14 protein-coding genes and 1 rRNA gene are annotated in these 16,491 nt (G+C 70.2%); 12 read left to right on the forward strand and 3 right to left on the reverse strand.

The features are described 5' to 3' along the window. The first annotated feature begins 204 nt into the window (after nt 1-204). The 3 genes from P3T39_RS04875 to P3T39_RS04885 all read left to right on the forward strand — a co-directional run bounded on the left by P3T39_RS04875 (nt 205) and on the right by P3T39_RS04885 (nt 5,392). Entirely contained in the window at nt 205-1,683 is a 1,479-nt protein-coding gene (locus P3T39_RS04875; RefSeq protein WP_280696069.1) for an MFS transporter, read from the forward strand. A 223-nt stretch (nt 1,684-1,906) separates the two neighbouring features. Then, entirely contained in the window at nt 1,907-3,751 is a 1,845-nt protein-coding gene (locus P3T39_RS04880; RefSeq protein ID WP_280696070.1) for a M1 family metallopeptidase, read from the forward strand. 435 nt (nt 3,752-4,186) lie between these two features. Continuing rightward, on the forward strand, nt 4,187-5,392 hold the full coding sequence (locus tag P3T39_RS04885; RefSeq protein WP_280696071.1) for a 4-hydroxybenzoate 3-monooxygenase: 1,206 nt from the start codon (nt 4,187-4,189) through the stop codon (nt 5,390-5,392). A gap of 81 nt (nt 5,393-5,473) precedes the next feature. On the opposite strand, the gene P3T39_RS04890 is transcribed toward P3T39_RS04885, so the two are convergent. Then, nucleotides 5,474-6,328: a helix-turn-helix transcriptional regulator gene (locus tag P3T39_RS04890; protein WP_280696072.1), complete on the reverse strand. Its 855-nt coding sequence runs from the start codon at nt 6,326-6,328 to the stop codon at nt 5,474-5,476. Between the two features lie 283 nt (nt 6,329-6,611). Between P3T39_RS04890 and P3T39_RS04895 the strand changes: the two genes are divergently transcribed. The 5 genes from P3T39_RS04895 to P3T39_RS04915 all read left to right on the forward strand — a co-directional run bounded on the left by P3T39_RS04895 (nt 6,612) and on the right by P3T39_RS04915 (nt 10,902). After that, nucleotides 6,612-7,154: a hypothetical protein gene (locus P3T39_RS04895; protein WP_280696073.1), complete on the forward strand. Its 543-nt coding sequence runs from the start codon at nt 6,612-6,614 to the stop codon at nt 7,152-7,154. Nucleotides 7,155-7,207: 53 nt separating this feature from the next. After that, nucleotides 7,208-8,221: a hypothetical protein gene (locus P3T39_RS04900; RefSeq protein WP_280696074.1), complete on the forward strand. Its 1,014-nt coding sequence runs from the start codon at nt 7,208-7,210 to the stop codon at nt 8,219-8,221. Further along, on the forward strand, nt 8,218-8,718 hold the full coding sequence (locus tag P3T39_RS04905) for a DinB family protein (RefSeq protein ID WP_280696075.1): 501 nt from the start codon (nt 8,218-8,220) through the stop codon (nt 8,716-8,718). Before P3T39_RS04900 ends, P3T39_RS04905 begins: the two co-directional genes overlap by 4 nt. 178 nt (nt 8,719-8,896) lie before the next feature. Beyond that, a complete protein-coding gene (locus tag P3T39_RS04910) occupies nt 8,897-9,487 on the forward strand; it encodes a chorismate pyruvate-lyase family protein (protein WP_280696076.1) in 591 nt (196 codons plus the stop codon). Next, nucleotides 9,484-10,902, forward strand: coding sequence for a 3-deoxy-7-phosphoheptulonate synthase class II (locus tag P3T39_RS04915; protein WP_280696077.1), 1,419 nt, complete (start codon nt 9,484-9,486; stop codon nt 10,900-10,902). The genes P3T39_RS04910 and P3T39_RS04915 overlap by 4 nt, the downstream gene beginning before the upstream one ends. A gap of 109 nt (nt 10,903-11,011) precedes the next feature. Here P3T39_RS04915 and P3T39_RS04920 read toward each other — a convergent pair whose 3' ends face one another. Then, nucleotides 11,012-11,893, reverse strand: coding sequence for a LysR family transcriptional regulator (locus P3T39_RS04920; RefSeq protein ID WP_280696078.1), 882 nt, complete (start codon nt 11,891-11,893; stop codon nt 11,012-11,014). A gap of 84 nt (nt 11,894-11,977) precedes the next feature. Here P3T39_RS04920 and P3T39_RS04925 point away from each other — a divergent pair, with 84 nt between their 5' ends. The 4 genes from P3T39_RS04925 (at nt 11,978) to P3T39_RS04940 (ending at nt 16,258) form a co-directional block, all read left to right on the forward strand. Beyond that, nucleotides 11,978-13,240 carry an MFS transporter gene (locus tag P3T39_RS04925; RefSeq protein WP_280696079.1) on the forward strand — a complete coding sequence of 421 codons (1,263 nt, stop codon included), beginning with the start codon at nt 11,978-11,980 and terminating at the stop codon, nt 13,238-13,240. Nucleotides 13,241-13,242: 2 nt separating this feature from the next. Next, entirely contained in the window at nt 13,243-14,163 is a 921-nt protein-coding gene (locus P3T39_RS04930) for a dioxygenase (protein ID WP_280696080.1), read from the forward strand. Then, the gene (gene aroQ / locus P3T39_RS04935) at nt 14,160-14,732 is read left to right on the forward strand and encodes a type II 3-dehydroquinate dehydratase (protein ID WP_280696081.1); all 573 of its coding nucleotides are present in this window, start codon (nt 14,160-14,162) and stop codon (nt 14,730-14,732) included. The genes P3T39_RS04930 and aroQ overlap by 4 nt, the downstream gene beginning before the upstream one ends. Nucleotides 14,733-14,947: 215 nt before the next feature. Further along, nucleotides 14,948-16,258, forward strand: coding sequence for a C2 family cysteine protease (locus P3T39_RS04940; RefSeq protein WP_280696082.1), 1,311 nt, complete (start codon nt 14,948-14,950; stop codon nt 16,256-16,258). 140 nt (nt 16,259-16,398) lie between these two features. Here the strand turns inward: P3T39_RS04940 and rrf are convergent. Then, nucleotides 16,399-16,491 (reverse strand): 5S ribosomal RNA (rrf, locus tag P3T39_RS04945); the annotation flags it as partial.

A 16,491-nucleotide genomic window follows, 5' to 3' on the forward strand; every position in this document is an offset into this window, starting at 1 on the left:
AATGTGCGTGCGCAGGCATCTAATTTGCAGCTAGCATGACGCCGGGCGGAGGCCCTGGAGATCGGTGCGGGGGCGCGGGCCGTGTGTGTTCGGCCCGCACCCGACCGACCCGGGAACCGCGCCCCCTCATCCCCCTCCCCAGGTATCGCACCCGTCACCGTCCATGGGCCGTGCGACCTGACCACCACTTCGAAGGGAACCCAGATGCCGCACCCGACTCCCCCCGAGCGTGCGGTCGCGGCCGACCCGGCGGCAGCACCCGTCGCGGAGGACCGTGGCCACCCCCGACGCTGGGCGATTCTCGTCGTGGTCGGCATCGCCGGATTCATGGCGATGCTGGACAGCACGGTGGTCAATGTCGCCCTGCCCGCGATCGAGTCACGCCTCAAAGCCACCGCCGGCGACCTGCAGTGGGTGCTGGACGCGTACATCCTGGTCTTCGGCGGCCTCCAGCTGCTGGGTGGCCGGATGGCCGACCTGCTCGGCCGCCGCCGCACCTTCCACACCGGCCTTGTGCTCTTCGCCGCCGCCTCGGTGGCCTGCGGCTTCGCCGGCTCCCCGACGGTGCTCATCGTCGGCCGCGCCGTCCAGGGACTGGGCGCCGCCCTGCTGACCCCCGGCGCCCAGTCCATCGTGGTGACCGTCTTCCGGCACCCGCGCGAGCGCCGGGTCGCACTGTCGATCTGGAGCGGCCTGTCCGTACTCGGCGGCACGCTCGGGGTGGTCGCGGGCGGAGTCATCGTCAACTACCTAGACTGGCGCTGGGCGTTCTTCGTCAACGCGCCGATCGCGGCCCTCGTACTGCTCGCCGGTATCCCGGTGGTCCCGGCACTGCGCCCGGCGGCGGACGGCCCGCGCCGCTCCTTCGACATCCCCGGCGCACTCCTCGTCACGGCCGCGCTCCTGCTCCTGGTGTACGGCCTGATCACCGCCGGAGAGGACGGCTGGCTCACGCCCGCGCCGCTCGGCTCGTTCGGGGCCTCGGTGCTCCTCTTCGCCGTGTTCGCGGTCGTCGAGCAGCGCAGCGGCGATCCGCTGGTACCGATGCGGCTGCTCACCATGGGCTCGCTCATCTCCAGTTCGGTCGGCCTGATGTTCACCTGGGCAGGCCAGATCTCGGTGTTCTTCATGGCCAGCCTGTACCAGCAACAGGTGCTCGGATTCAGCCCGTTGAAGGCCGGGCTCGGCATGCTGGCCATGGGAGTACCGGCGCTGGCCGTCGTCGTGGTGCTCCCCCGCATCGTCGGCCGGTGGGCTCCCCAGTGGCTGTATCCCGTGGGTGCGGCGCTCTTTCTGCTCGGCGCGCTCGATCTCACCCGGCTGAGCGCGCACGGCTCCTACACGGCCGGTCTGCTGCCGGGACTCGGGCTGATCGGGTTCGCGATGCCGCTGTGCTTCGTTCCGCTGCTGACCATGGGCGTCACCGACGTGCCGCCGGCCGACTCCGGACTCGCCTCCGGCCTGCTCAGGACCATCAGCCAGGCGGGCTCCGCGCTCGGCATGGCGACAGTGATCACCTTGGCCCTCGGCCACGCGAAGCAGTTGACCGCACTGCACCACCCGGCGAAGGAGGCACTGGCCGCCGGCTTCCGCTGGGGGTTCGTCGCCACCAGCGGGGTGGCGGCGGCCAGCCTGGTGCTCAGCCTGTTCTTCGTCGCCCGGTCACGCGGGGCAGCGCGCTGAACCGAGGGGACTTCGCGCCGTGCCGCCGAAGGGAGAGTCATGGCATGACCCTTTCAATAGCAGGGGTTTACTGCCAGGCTTTCTCTCGGCCTCAGGGGCGGGGAGCGCCTCTCTGCGGCCGCCCGCACGGGTGGTGTCCGGGGCAACACTACGTTCCGCCGACATGAGTGACGGTTCGTCACCCACCGGGCCGACGGGCGCTCCTGTCTCCTGAGAGGCTCCGATGAGAAGCAGACTCCTTCCCTTCGTCACCGCCGCCGCACTGCTCGCGTCCGCCGGCACGGCGGCACTCGCCACCCCCAACGTGGCGAGTGCCGCCGACTGCGCGCCGGCCCAGGTGGTCGCCAACGGCGGTTTCGAGTCCGGTAGTTCGCCGTGGTCCGCATCGAGCGGGGTGATCACGGGCGGCGGGGGCCAGAGCGCCCACTCCGGCAGCTCATTCGCCTGGCTCGACGGGTACGGCTCGTCCCACACCGACACCCTGTCGCAGACCGTCGCCCTGCCGGCCGGGTGCAGCAAAGCCACCCTGACCTTCTGGCTGCACGTCGACACCGCCGAGACCAGCACCTCGGTCGCCTACGACACGCTGACCGCCCGAATCGGCGGCACCACGCTGGCGACGTACTCCAATCTGGACGCCGCGTCCGGCTACGTGCAGAAGTCGTTCGACGTGTCCTCCTTCGCCGGCCGGACGGTGACCCTCTCCTTCACCGGCACGGAGGACTCCGGTCTGCAGACCAGCTTCGTCCTCGACGACGTCGCCCTCGACACCTCCGGAGGCAGCACGCCGCCGCCCCCGCCGCCGGCCGACTCGACGCGTACGCCCGCATCGCCCGCCTACACCGTCAACCTGACCGGCGACTCCTCGGGCAGCACCTGGAACGGGCACGAGAGCGTGAGCTTCACCAATGCCTCGGCCGCTCCGCTCGGCGAGGTGTACCTGCGGCTGTGGGACAACGCACACGGCAGCTGCCCCACCACACCGATCACGGTGACCAACCTGACCGGCGGCGCCCCGGCGGCCCTGTCGGTCGACTGCACCGCCCTCAAGGTCACGCTGCCCACGCCGCTGGGCCAGGGGCAGAGCGGGACGATCGGCTTCGACCTGGGTATCAGCGTGCCGAGCGGCGCCGACCGGTTCGGCCACGACGGGGCGTTCAACTTCCTCGGCAACGCCCTTCCGGTGCTGGCGATCAGGGATGCCTCGGGCTGGCACCTCGACCCCTACACCAACAACGGCGAGTCCTTCTACTCGCTGGCCGCCGACTTCAGCGTCACGCTCGACCACCCCTCGAATCTGCTGGTACCCGCCACCGGCACCTCGGTGGACACCCCGGGGTCCTCCGGACGCACCGTCACCACGGCGACGGCGAGCAAGGTCCGCGACTTCGCCTGGGCCGCAGGGCCGTTCAGCAAGATCTCCGGCAGCTCCCCGGGCGGCGTCCGGGTCAACGTCTACTCGGTGACCGGGATCAGCTCCGCGGACTCCCAGTCGATGCTGAGCACCGCCGAATCGGCGATCGACTCCCACGCCCAGCGGTTCGGCGCCTACCCGTACGCCGAGGTGGACGCCGTCCTGGACAACAACTTCTGGTTCGGCGGCATGGAGTACCCGGGCTTCGTGCTCGACCTGGTCAACAGCACGGCGCTCACCCATGAACTCGGCCACCAGTGGTGGTACGGCATCGTGGGGGACGACGAGTACAACGGCCCCTGGCTGGACGAGGCGTTCACCGACTACGCCACCGACCTCGCCCTCGGCAAGACCGGCTCCGGCTGCTGGAACAGCGTCTCCTGGGCTTCGCCGGCCGAGAAGATCACCGACTCGATGGCGTACTGGGACGCCAACTCCTCGCGGTACTCGACCGTCGTCTACGGCTACGGCAAGTGCGCCCTGCACGACCTCCGGCGCCTGATCGGCGACGGTGCGATGACCAAGCTCCTCCACGACTACGCGCAGAGCCACTGGTACGGCGTCTCGACCACGGCCGAGTTCAAGGCCGCGGCCCAGGCCGCCACCAGCACCGACCTGACCTCCTTCTGGGTCCAGCACCGAATCGACGGCTGACGTCGCGGCGGGCCGCCGCTTCCGACGCTTCGCCAACGACTGCGGTGCGGCTCCCGCGCAGGCGGTACGGCCGAGCACGACGGCGAGCTGACCGGTCGGTACGTGTGCCTCGTCACTCGGGCCGCCACCGCCCGCCGACCCACCGCCCGACTTCCGGCCCGAACATCCCAGCTCAGCGGCACAGTACGGATATTGATGATCCATCGGGCCCGGAAGCGAAGGGGCTCCCCGGCGTCTCGGCCGTCAGTATTGCTAACACGACAGGGGGTTCCGCTGGCGGCAGGATGGCGAGCAGGTCAGGGCGGCAGACCGTCGCATCGCGCGACGACCTGACGGCACCTCACAGGCCCGTCGGCGACCGCGTTCCCAGGACCGGGTGCACCGTCCGGTCGACGGTCCGCCGCCGCTGCCGACGTGATCGAGCAAGGGGGAGTTATGCGTCTTGGAACCCGGGTGGCCATCGTGGGTGCCGGGCCGGCTGGCCTTGTCCTGGCGAACGTTCTGCAACGGGCAGGCATCGACTGCGTCGTGGTCGAGCGCCAGACCCGCTCCTACGTCGAGGCACGCGCCAGGGCAGGTCTGATCGAACACCGGACGGTCGAGTTCCTGCGCCGCCATGGGCTCGCGGAGCGGCTGCTGGCCGAGGGCGCCGAGCACGGAAGCTGCGAGTTCCGCTTCCAGGGAGAACGCTTCTCCATCCCCTACCGCGACCTCGCCGGCGACCGCTCCCACTACGTCTATCCGCAGCAGTTCCTGGTACGCGACCTCGTGGAGTCCTACCTCGACGCCGGGGGAAAGCTGCTCTTCTCCCATCCCGTGGTCGCACTGGACGGCCTGGACGGCGACCGGCCCGTCTTACGGTGTGAGCCGGCCGAGGGCTCACAACCCCTGGAGCTGGAGTGCGACTTCGTCGCCGGCTGCGACGGCTTCCACGGCGTCTCCCGGCAGGCGGTCCCCGACGGACGGCTGCGTGCGTTCTCCAAGCACCACGAGTTCGGCTGGCTCGCCGTCCTCGCCGAGACACCCCCGGCGAGTGAGCAGATCATCTACGCCCTGCACGAGGACGGCTTCGCGGGCCACATGCTGCGTACGCCGTCCGTCACCCGCTTCTATCTCCAGTGCCCGGTCGGGGACGTACCGGAGAACTGGCCCGACGAGCGGATCTGGTCCGCTCTGTGGCGCCGACTCGGCATGACGCCGGAGGAGTTGAAGCCGGGCGAGATCACCGAGAAGAACGTCCTGGACATGCGCAGCTTCGTCGTCGAGCCGATGCAGCACGGACGTCTCTTCCTGGTCGGCGACGCCGCCCACATCATCACCCCGGCCGGCGGCAAGGGCATGAACCTGGCCATCGCCGACGCCGAGGAGCTCGCGGTCAGACTGCTCGCCCACTACGGCGGCGCGGACGCCGACGCGCTCGACGGCTACTCGGCCGCCTGCCTGCCGCGGATCTGGCAGGCGCAGGAGTTCTCACACTGGATGCTGCACCTGCTGCACAGCCCTGCGGCCAGGCAGACCGACTCGGACTTCATGCACCGCCTCCAGCTGTCCCGGCTGGCACAGCTGCGGGACTCCGCCACGTACTCGATGATGTTCTCGGACAGCTACGTGGGGGCACCCGGCCGGTCCTCGGAGCTCTGAGCGCACCGGACGAAAGACACGCGGTCTGCCCCGGCCGGCGGGGCAGACCGCTGCCGGGCGTCGCGCGCCCGGCGGGAACGGTCAGCTGGCCGAGGCGAGATCGACGGCGCCGTGACCGGCGACCAGTCGGCGCAGCCGGGCCTCGCTGGTCTGGTCGGCCGGTACATAGGCCACCAGAAAATGGTTCGAGAGATCCACGGTGGCAAGTTTGACGTAGCGCATGCGCAGGTGTCCTGCGACCGGGTGCTGGAAATTCTTCACGGCCGGTCTGAATGCCTGGATCTCGTAGCTCTCCCACCAGGCGCGGGCGTCCTCGCTCGACGCAAGTACCTCTTCGGCGATCTCACTGAATCGGGGGTCGTCCGCGTATTCGGCGGACCTTGCCCTGAATTGCCCGAGAAGCATCCTCGCTTCACGCTTCCACTCTCCGAGCATTTCCCGCATGCGGGGCCAGCAGAACATCATCCATAACATGTTCCTGCGGTGTTCCGGAATTGTTTCGAAGCCGGCCAGCATAATTTCCTCCGCCCTATTCCAGGCCAGCAGGTCCCAGCATCGGTCGACCACGTAGGCCGGGTGCGGATCCAGCGCCCGGACGAACGCCTGCAGATGCTCCGACACCCCGGTCGCGGCCGGCTGCGCCCCCGCCCGGGCCGGCTCCGACAGGCTGATCAGGTGCGCGGTCTCCTCGCTGGTCATCTGAAGTGTCCGCGCTAACGCCAGTAACACCTGCCTCGAGGTGGCCGTGCGCCCCTGTTCGAGCCAGGTGTACCAGGTGAGGCTCACCCCGGCCAACTGGGCGACCTCCTCGCGGCGCAGGCCCGGTGTGCGGCGTCGCGGGCTGCCCGGGAGGTCGAACTCCTCGGGCGACGTGCGATGCCGCCGCGACCGCAGAAAATCCCCTAGTGCCTTCGCGCGCTGTGAATCGACTGCCACAGTTCCCTCCCAATCGTCACTACGACTAATAGTATACTTAGTGATCTCGCTGAGAACGCGCGAGTATTGCAAAGTGGAGGCGTCACGGAGCGGGCCGGTCCCGCTAATGGCCACAGACATACAGTGCCTCTCGTCCAGGTTTTCCGGACATCGCACGACAAGGCGGACAAAATACCGTGCGCCGAGGCCCTGATGTTTTACCAACACTTTCACTTCCGGTGGCGCCCGTCCTTGACGGGACATTGACGGGAGTGTGCTGACGTCCCGAAGGGCTGAATAGCGCATGTCCAGTACACAGCTGACCTCTCCGCCGCAGACCGCGATCGTCCCCCCTGGCGGCCCCACCACGTTCGGCTCGCTGGCTCATCACCCCAGCGGCGGCGTCCAGGTCATCGACGACGACCCGCGCCACTACGTCTTCTCCAACGTCTTCGCCGTGGCCAAGGCCGGCGCGCCGTACCTCAGGACGGCCGTCGCGATCAACCAGGAGTACGTCCTGGAGGCCACCCGGGCGGAGGGCCCCAGCCCCTGGTGGAGCGCCGCGCACGACGAGTTCGTACTCGTGATGGACGGCCGGGTGACGGTCTGGCTGCGCAAGCCGACCGCACCGCTGGTCGAACCCGACCACGACGGCGCCGTGGTCTTCACCGCCGAGCCGGAGGGCGTGCCGATGGGCACCATCGAGGCCGGTCGCGGCCACATGGTCCTGCTGCCGGCCCACAGTGCCTACCGCTTCGTCCCCGAGACGTCCGCCGTGCTGCTGTTCCAGACGGTCGCCGGTCCGCAGACCGAGTTCCGCTGGAACGAGATCTGCCAGACCTCCTGACCCGCCCCTCAGCCGCGTCTCCACCCGCACCTTCACCCGCGAAGGACAGCACCATGACCCAGCTCAGCACATCCGACCTGCCCGCCGTGGCCGGCCTCGTCGACCACGGCACCAACGACCACGGCTACGGCGTCTTCGGCCTCGGCTCGTTCACCTTCGAACGGGACGAGTACTTCGCCACCGTCCGCTGGCCCTCGGGCCACCACAGAATCAGCGCCGACGACTTCCTGCGCGCCATCCAGCGGGACATCGCCTGGGAGTTCTTCTACGGGACCGTCAACTTCGACGGCGTCCTCGGCACCGTCAACCACTACGGCCGGGTGGACGTCTGCGCAGGCCGGTTCTCCAAGGAGCACCAGGCCGCGGGCATGGCCCACACCGAGACCTTCCCCACCGAGGTGGTGGCCGAGGCCTTCCTCACCATCGCCGACGACTGGACCAACGAGGGCTTCGACCCGTTCGTCGCCCCCCGGGAGACCGGCAGCGCATTCGGCCGCAAGAACGGATCCAACCCCGAGGCGCTGCGCCGCCGCCGGGTCACCGCCGAGCGTATGGTCGGGGCACCGGGTGACGAACCGCTGCGCACGGACGACAACGGGCACCCGGTCAACGCCGCGTTCAGCGACGTCCCGCAGGACGAACCCGTGGTCCGGGCCGAAGCCGGTTTCGCGGACGAGCTGGTCGCCTTCAACCTGTTCGCCTACCTCTCCCGCTCCCCCGTGACGTTCAACCCCTCGGTCGTCTCGGCCTGCCGCGACTCACTGGCCTGCCCGACCACCGAGGAGTACATCCTGCCGATCATCCACGGCAACGACCGCGTGGAGTGGTTCATCCAGCTCTCCGACGAGATGGTCTGGGAGATCGAGGACGGCGCCACCGGAGCCAAGCGGGCCACCGTGGTCATGAAGGCCGGGGACGTGTCGGCCATGCCGGCCGACATCCGGCACCAGGGCTACTCGCCCAAGCGGTCGATGCTGCTGGTCTGGGAGAACGCCTCCACCCAGCTGCCGGACCTGATCGCCTCCGGCACCCTTCCCTCCCACCCCGATGTCTGGAGTGCCCGATGACCGATCACAGCACCACCTCCGGCCGCGAGGCACTGGTCCGCCGCCTCGACGCCGCGCTGACGGAGCTCACCGCACTCGCCCAGGCACCCGCGACGGACCGTCTCACCGAGGCCGACAAGGCCACCGGGGAGCAGTGGCGGCTCGGCCAGGCGTGGGCCCACGTCGCGGAGTTCCCCGGGTACTGGACGGCAGAGATGTGCGGTGTCCTCGCCGCACCCGCGGACAGCGTGCCGTCGTTCGGCCGGACCCTCGACGACGAACGCCGCCTGGAGGCGGTCCTGGTCGAGAACGCCCGTACCGGAACGGAGGTGCTCCCGCGGCTCACCGGAGACGTCGGGACGCTGCGCACCCTGCTCGGCCTCCTTCCCGACGAGGCGTGGGATCGCCGTGGCGTGCACGCGGTCCACGGGGTGATGACCGTCGAGGAGATCGTCGACGAGTTCCTGGTGGGCCATCTGGAAGAGCACGTCGAGCAGATCGCCTCGCTGTACCGCTGAGCTGGGCGGGCTTCCCGGGACACCCACCCCGCAAGCCCGCCCTGAGACCGACCCGCGCTCCCTGTCGCCGGTCGGTCCAAGCCGGCCCCACGGCCGGGGGACCACCCGTACCCGGACGGTCCCCCGGCCGAGAACCACCAGGCGCGGCACCGCCGCCCGGAAAGCATGGGAAAGCCACATGAGCCCAACGACGTTCCTCCCGCCTGCCGTCACGCGCATGCTGCTGGCGGCCGACGGATCCACGACCCTGCTGCTCGAAGCCCTGCTCGACACCGAACTCTCGGTGGAGGTCCTGGACCAGGAGACCGTGTCGGCCCGGCGGATCGACGCGGACCTTCGAGCCACCATCCGGGTCGACGACGACAGTGAAGTCCTGGTGCGGCGCTCGGTGCTGCGCACCGCCGACGGCGACCGGGTCTCCGAGAACTACGTGGTCGGGGCCGGTCGGCGAACCTCAGGACTGCAGCGCGTGGTGACGGACCGTCGCGCACCGATCGGCCGCGGCCTGATGGCCCTCGGCCTCAGCCAGTCCCGCCGCATCCTTGAGGTGGGCCAGTCCGACTGGGAGGCGCCGGACGGCACGCAGCCCTGCGCCTTCAAGGCATACGTGCTCGTCGAGGGCGACGATCCGGTGCTCTATATCCACGAGAAGTTCAACCCCAGCTATGTGCCGCCGGCCACCACGAACAGCACGGCGACGGCCGCCGACGCCATCGCGGCCGTTCCCGGTTCCCGGGCGGTACCTCAGGAAACGGACTCAGCATCATGACCTCGTTCACACCCGTGTCGAGCGTCTTCGGCACCTCGCCCGCAGACCCCGACGCCACCTGGGATCCAGGCTCGTGGCAGAGCTTCCCCGCCGCCCAGCAGCCGGACTGGCCCGAGCCCGAACGGCTCGCCCAGACGGTCGACCAGCTCGCCCTGCTGCCCCCGCTGGTCAGCGGGGTGGAGAGCGCCCGGCTGCGCGAGGCGCTCGGAGCGGCGGCCGCAGGCCAGGGCTTCCTCCTGCAGGCCGGCGACTGTGCGGAGTCGCTCCGGTCCTTCCACGCGGAGTCCGTTCACCACAAGGTCAAGGTCATTCTCCAGATGGCCACCATCCTCGCCTTCGGCAGCGGGCTGCCCGTGATCAAGGTGGGGCGGATAGCCGGCCAGATGGCGAAGCCGCGGTCCAACCCGGTCGAGCCGGTCGACGGCCCGGACGGCCCGCTGGTCGTCCCCAGCTACCGCGGCGACATGGTCAACGGCAGCGCACCCACGCCGGAGGCCCGCCGCCCCGACCCGGACCGGCTGCTGCGCGCGTACTACCAGTCCGCCGCCAGCCTCAACCTGCTGCGTACCTTCACCGAGCACGGCTTCGCCACGCTGGACGAGGTCCACGCCTGGAACCGCCAGTACGTCGGGCGCACCAGCGAGCGGCCCAGCTCCGACCAGCGCTATGTCTCGCTGATCGACGACATGGAGCACGTGGTGCGCTACCTGGGCTCCCACCCCGGCGCCCGCACCTCCGAACTGCCGGATCGGGGCTTCGACTTCTTCACCTCCCACGAGGCGCTGATCCTGCCCTACGAGCAGGCCCTGACCCGCTGGGACCCGGCCACCGGACACTGGCAGGACACCTCGGCGCACATGGTGTGGATCGGCGAGCGCACCCGTCAACTGGACGGTGCGCACGTCGAGTTCGCGGCCGGAATCGACAACCCGATCGGTGTGAAGGTCGGACCGGGGATGACGCCCGAGGAGTTGCTCGCGCTCTGCACCCGGCTCGACCCGACCGGGCTCCCCGGCCGGCTCACCCTCATCACCCGGATGGGGGCCGGCCGGATTCGGGAGGCCCTGCCGCCCCTGGTCCGGGCGGTGCGGGAGGCGGGCCACCCGGTGCTGTGGGTCTGCGACCCGATGCACGGCAACACCTTCACCGGTGAGAGCGGGCTCAAGACCCGCCGGTTCGCCGACATCCTGGACGAGCTGCGCGGCTTCTTCGAGGTGCACCGGAGCGAGGGCACGCACCCGGGCGGAGTCCACCTGGAACTCACCGGCGAGGACGTCACCGAATGCCTCGGCGGCTCTCCCGAGATCCTGGACGCCCATCTGGCAACCCGTTACGAGACTGCCTGCGACCCGCGGTTGAACCGCACCCAGGCCCTGGAGCTCGCCTTCCTCACGGCGGAGATGCTCCAGCGCTGACCGCCCGGTCGCCGCGGGACGCAGCTTCTCGCCGCATCCGTCCCGCGGCGGCCGCGCCCAGCGGTCCGGCAGCGGGCCTTCACCCCGGCCGGACCGGCCCGGCCCGCTCTCAGCCCTGTGACCGGCCGAGCGCCAGCAGCGCCCGCACCGGCGCCGCCAGCGCGGACTCCGCTCGCCAGATCAGTGCCTTGGTGTAGGGGATACGCGGACTGAGCGGAACGGTGCCCACCCGGGCGTCGCGGGCCAGCGTGCTGTCCGCGCCCGCCGCCAGGGCGATGCCCACCCCGGAGGCGACCAGAGCCACCTGCAGCGCCACGTCATTGGTGGCGTACGCGGGACGGAAGGACACCCCGGCATCCTCGAACGCGGCCTCCAGATGCGGGCGGAGGCCGCTGTCCTGGCCATAGGTGATCAGCGGCGCGCCGGTGATCTGCGACAGGGTCAGCTGCGGCTTCCCGGCCTCTGGCCGGTCCCTGGAGACCACGGCGACGATCTCGTCCTGGAGCAGGACCCGGTGGTGGAAGTACGGGGCGACACCGCCCCGGGGCAGCGCGACCACGGCCGCGTCCAGCGTGCCGTGCCGTACCCGGTTCAGCAGATCGCTGCTGGTGCCGCCGATCAGACGGACCGTGACACCGGGGTGCCGCCGGTGGAACGCGCCGAGCTGCGAAGGCAGTTCGGTGGTCTCGACGCCGTCGACGGTGCCCAGCGCGAGCTCACCGGTGAGCAGCCCGGAGCGGGCCGCGAACTCGGCCTTGGCCGCCGCCGCAGCGGCCAGGGCCGCTCGTGCATGCGGTATCAGCGCCTCCCCGGCCGCGGACAGGCTCACCGCCCGGGTGCCGCGGTCGAACAGCTTCTCCCCCAACTCGCGTTCCAGGCTGCGGATCTGCTGGCTGATCGCAGGCTGTGCGACATGGCAGCGCGTCGCCGCCCGGGTGAAGGACCGCTCCTCGGCCACAGCGACGAAGTACTCCAGCGTCCTCAGCTCCATGGCCGGCACGTTATCACCACGGCTTATGCCATCTAGATCACTCAGGTCTTTGTCTTATCAAGGTCGACTCGCGAGGCTGTTCACATGACCGCTCAAGTCCCCACCCCTGCGGGCGCTCTGCGCTCACGGCACGTCACGCTGATGGCCCTGGCCTCCGGCGTGAGCGTGGCCAACATCTACTACCTGCAACCCCTGCTGCGTCCACTGGCCAAGTCCTTCGGCGTCGACGTGGGCACTGCGGGCCTGCTGCCGATGGCCACGATGATCGGGTACGCCCTCGGCCTGCTGCTGCTGGTCCCGCTGGCCGACAGGCTCGGGGTGCGCCGGCTCAGCCTCTGGCTGAACACGGCCCGCACCGTGGCCCTGCTGGTGGCCGCCGCCGCACCCGGCTATGCGCTGTTCGCCGTCGCCGCGGTGGCGCTGGGGCTCAGCAGCGTGCTCGCACAGGTCCTGACCCCCGTCGCGGTGTCCCTCGCGGCACCGGACCAGGTGGGCCGGATCACCGCCCGTATAACGGCGGGGCTGTTCGGCGGCATCGTCGGCGCCCGGGTGCTTGCCGGGACGGTCGCCGACGCGGTGGGCTGGCGATGGGTCTACGTCATCTCCGCGATCCTCACGGTGGCCCTCGCGGTGGCCCTGCGGTCGCTGCCGGAACCGCCGCCCCGTACGAGCCTGCCCTACCCGAAACTGCTCGCCTCGCTGGTGCCGCTGCTGCGTCAGGAGCGCAATGTGCGCCGGGCCATCGTCGTCGCGGCCTCGGGCTTCGCCTCCTTCAACCTGCTCTGGACCTCCATCACGCTCTACGTCACCGGAGCCCCGCACCACTGGAGCACGGCGGATGCCGGGCTGCTCGGCCTGGTCGGGATCGCCGGCACGGTGACGGTCATGGTCGTCGGCCGCTTCCTGGAACGCAACTGGTTCCGGCTGCTGACCGTGACCGCTGCGGCCGCCATGACGGTGTCGCTGCTGGCCGCCGGGGTGGCCGGCGCCGTCACACCGGTGCTGGTGGCGGCCTGTCTCGTGCTGGACTCCGGCGCCCGCGTCAACAACGTCGCCAACCAGACCCATGCGCTGCGTCAGCGGCCCGACGCCCGGGCCCGGGTGAATACTCTCTACATGACGGGCTACTTCGCTGCGGGCTCGCTCGGATCCGCCGCCGGAACACTGCTCTTCACGCACGCCGGCTGGCTCGTCACCTGCGCGGTCTCGGCGGCCCTGTCCGCCTTCAGCGGCATCTGGGCCTTCCGCGCCCACGGCCGCGGGGCTGCCGAGGACCGCACCGTCGCGACCGCATCGGACACTCCCCTGCAGGCGGCGGTCGGCGGGGCACCGGCGATCAAGGAGTAGTTATGGCAAACGACTTGACCGACCCGACCGAGGTCGCACCGGTCGACGCGGTGCTGGCCAGCTTCGCCAGGACCCCCGATCCGCGGCTGCGCGAGATCCTGACCCGGCTGGTCCGGCACCTCCACGCCTTCGTCGTCGACATCGAGCCCACCATGGCGGAGTGGCAGGCGGCCATCGACTTTCTCACCTCCACCGGGCACGCCTGCACCGACCGGCGGCAGGAGTTCATCCTGCTCTCGGACGTGCTCGGCGTGTCCACGCTGGTCGAGTCGGTCAACGACCGCCGTCCGGACCCGGCGCCAGCAGCGGCGGCGGCCGGACAGGATCGGACCGAGTCGACCGTACTCGGCCCGTTCCACGTCGTCTCCTCACCGCCCCGCGCACTGGGCGACACCATCGACCTCACGGGTGGCGGAACTCCCTGCCTGGTCACCGGCGAGGTCCGGACGACGGACGGGCAGCCGCTTCCGGGCGCCACTCTGGACGTGTGGCAGGCCGACGACCAGGGCTTCTACGACGTCCAACAGCCCGAGGAGCAGCCCGCGGGCAACGGGCGCGGCCTGTTCACCGCGGACGCGGACGGCCGCTTCCGGTTCCGCTCCGTCGTCCCGCGCCACTACCCGATCCCCACCGACGGCCCGGTCGGCGACCTCCTGCGCGCCACCGGCCGCCATGCCAACCGTCCCGCGCACATCCACTTCATCGTGGCGGCCGAGGGGCACCGCTCGCTGACGACCCAGATCTACGTCGCCGACAGCCCGTACATCGACTCGGACGCCGTCTTCGCGGTGAAGCGCAGGCTGGTACGCGAGGTCGAGACGGTCCACGACCCCGCGGCGGCCGCGCGGCACGGCCTGCCCAGCCCCTTCCGGCAGCTCCGCTTCGACTTCGTCCTGGAACCCGCCGAGGAGGCGGGAGCGTGAGGCTGGTGGATCCCGTCCCTCCGTTGCACGTACTGCTGCTCAACGGCCCCAACCTGAACCTGCTCGGCGAACGCGACCCCGCCCGGTACGGGACGGCAACCCTGCACGACGTCGAACGGCAGGTCGTCGAGCTCGGCAGAAGACTGTCGGTGTACGTCGACTGCGTGCAGAGCAACAGCGAGGGCGAACTGATCACCCTGGTCCACCAGGCCCGCCTCGACTACGCCGGAATCGTCATCAACCCGGGCGCCTACGCGCACTACAGCTACGCCCTGCGGGACGCCCTGGAAGCGGTCTCGATCCCGGTCATCGAAGTGCACATCTCCAACATCCACGCCCGTGAGCCCTTCCGCGCCACCTCGGTGACCGCTCCGGTGGTCGCCGGGAGCATCCTGGGCTGCGGCACTGCCGGGTACGAGCTGGCCCTGCGGGCGGTCGTCGGACGGATCCGGGCCGAGCAGACCCACCAGGAGGCATGGACCCAGCACCGGCCGGCGGCCGAGGTACTCCCCGCATCCCCGGACGAGTTGCGGCCCGCCGCCTGCCGAAGGGCTCACCCGTACTGGTGAGGAACCTGCGTGACGAACCGGGGAATCGCGCCGCCCGTCCGCCGTGCTTTTCGGGGCCGTGAACGTCCTGGCCCCGGTGGCAGCGCCGTCGGAGCGGCCCCGTACTCTCTTGGGCGGGTCTGCTCATCAGCAAGTGGATCATGACACTGCGCCCGGGGAAGGCACGGCCCGGGCGAAGCGGGAAGCATGGCGGAGGGACCGCCGGGGGAGGACGCGTGAGTTACCACCGCAACAACTGGCAGCAGGTTGCCAACAACGTGGCCGGCTTCATCCCGCTGGGACGTGACGTCATGTCGGTGGTGAACACGGTCAAGGAGTTCACCGACGAGGCCGGCCTCAGCCGGCTGAACTACGTTGCCGACGGCCATCCCGTGGTGGAACGCCCCTGGCAGCCCCCTGGCCCGCCGCCGAACCCCGCCCGCGTGGAAGAGGTCGGCCGGCTGGCCTGGGACGCCCTCTTCGCCGACACCGACCGCCACGGCGCGCGGCCCCTGCTCGACCAGGTCGGCAACCTGCTGGTGCCGCTGCCGCCCAGCGAACTCGACCTGGTGATCCGCCGGTTCGGCCCGCAGGGGCTGCTGCGCTGGGACGAGCTGATGCACGTCACGGACGCGAACGAGGAAGAGGCGTACGACTTCTACCGGCAGCAGGACGTCTTCAACTGGCTGCTGCGCACGGTGAGTCCGTACGCCACCATGCTGATCGGCGACTCCATGCCGTGCGCCCAGCCGGACTACCAGCTGAACGACATGGACTCGGGCTCGGGCAAGACCCCGGGCTGGGTGCTGCCCGAGGGCCCGTTCGCCCAGGTCGACGGGGCGTACATGACCGAGGGGTGGCAGCGCGTCTCGGCCTCGACCGAGGCGATGAGCTGGCAGGACATGGACCAGGGCCGGTTCGGCACCTGCTGGATGCTCACCGCCATGCAGGCCGTGCTCCAGGCCAATCCGTCCTACGCCCCGCGCCACCTGCGCCAGGAAGCCAACGGATCGGTCACCTTCACCCTGTACGAGAAGGGCCGACCGTACGACGTGACGGTGGTCGCCGACCTGCCGATGGTCGCCGGCGGACTCTACGGGGCCAAGGGACACAGCAGCGATCCACGCTACGCCGAGACCTGGCCGGGCTACTACGAGAAGGCCGTGGCCCAGTGGCACCGGGGTTACGAGGGCATCGCCAACGGTGGTTACGCCGGGCGGGCGTTGGCCTTCCTGACCGCACAGCCGGTGCAGGAGATCGACATCAGCTCCCCCTGGGTGGTCCACGAGATCGCCGACCGCAAGGCACGGGGCCAGGCGGTGACCGTCGGCACCCAGGGCCACGGCAGCGACCGGGACACCCTGATGGGCGGTCGCCTCGCCACCAGCCACGCCTACTTCGTCAAGGAGGTCGACGTCCCCGGAGGACGGATCTGCCTCGGCAACCCGTGGGGCGACGGGGCCTCCCGCAAGATGTGGGAGGCCTGGCTCGACTTCCAGGACATCCAGCGCTACCTCAGGCACGCCGAGGCCGGCTTCACCTGGTAGCCCGCTCCCGGCGGGCCACCGACCCCGGAGCGCGGCCGACTTCGTACGGCCGCGCTCCCTCCGTCTGCACGCTTCGCCACCGGGGTAACGCAGAAAGCCCCCTCCCGATCCCGGGAGGGGGCTTTCTACTGTCAAAATTTGTTCGGCGGCGTCCTACTCTCCCACAGGGTCCCCCCTGCAGTACCATCGGCGCTACGAGGCTTAGCTTCCGGGTTCGGAATGTAACCGGGCGT

It is taken from the genome of Kitasatospora sp. GP82 (genome assembly GCF_029892105.1).
In the GTDB taxonomy this organism is placed as follows: domain Bacteria; phylum Actinomycetota; class Actinomycetes; order Streptomycetales; family Streptomycetaceae; genus Kitasatospora.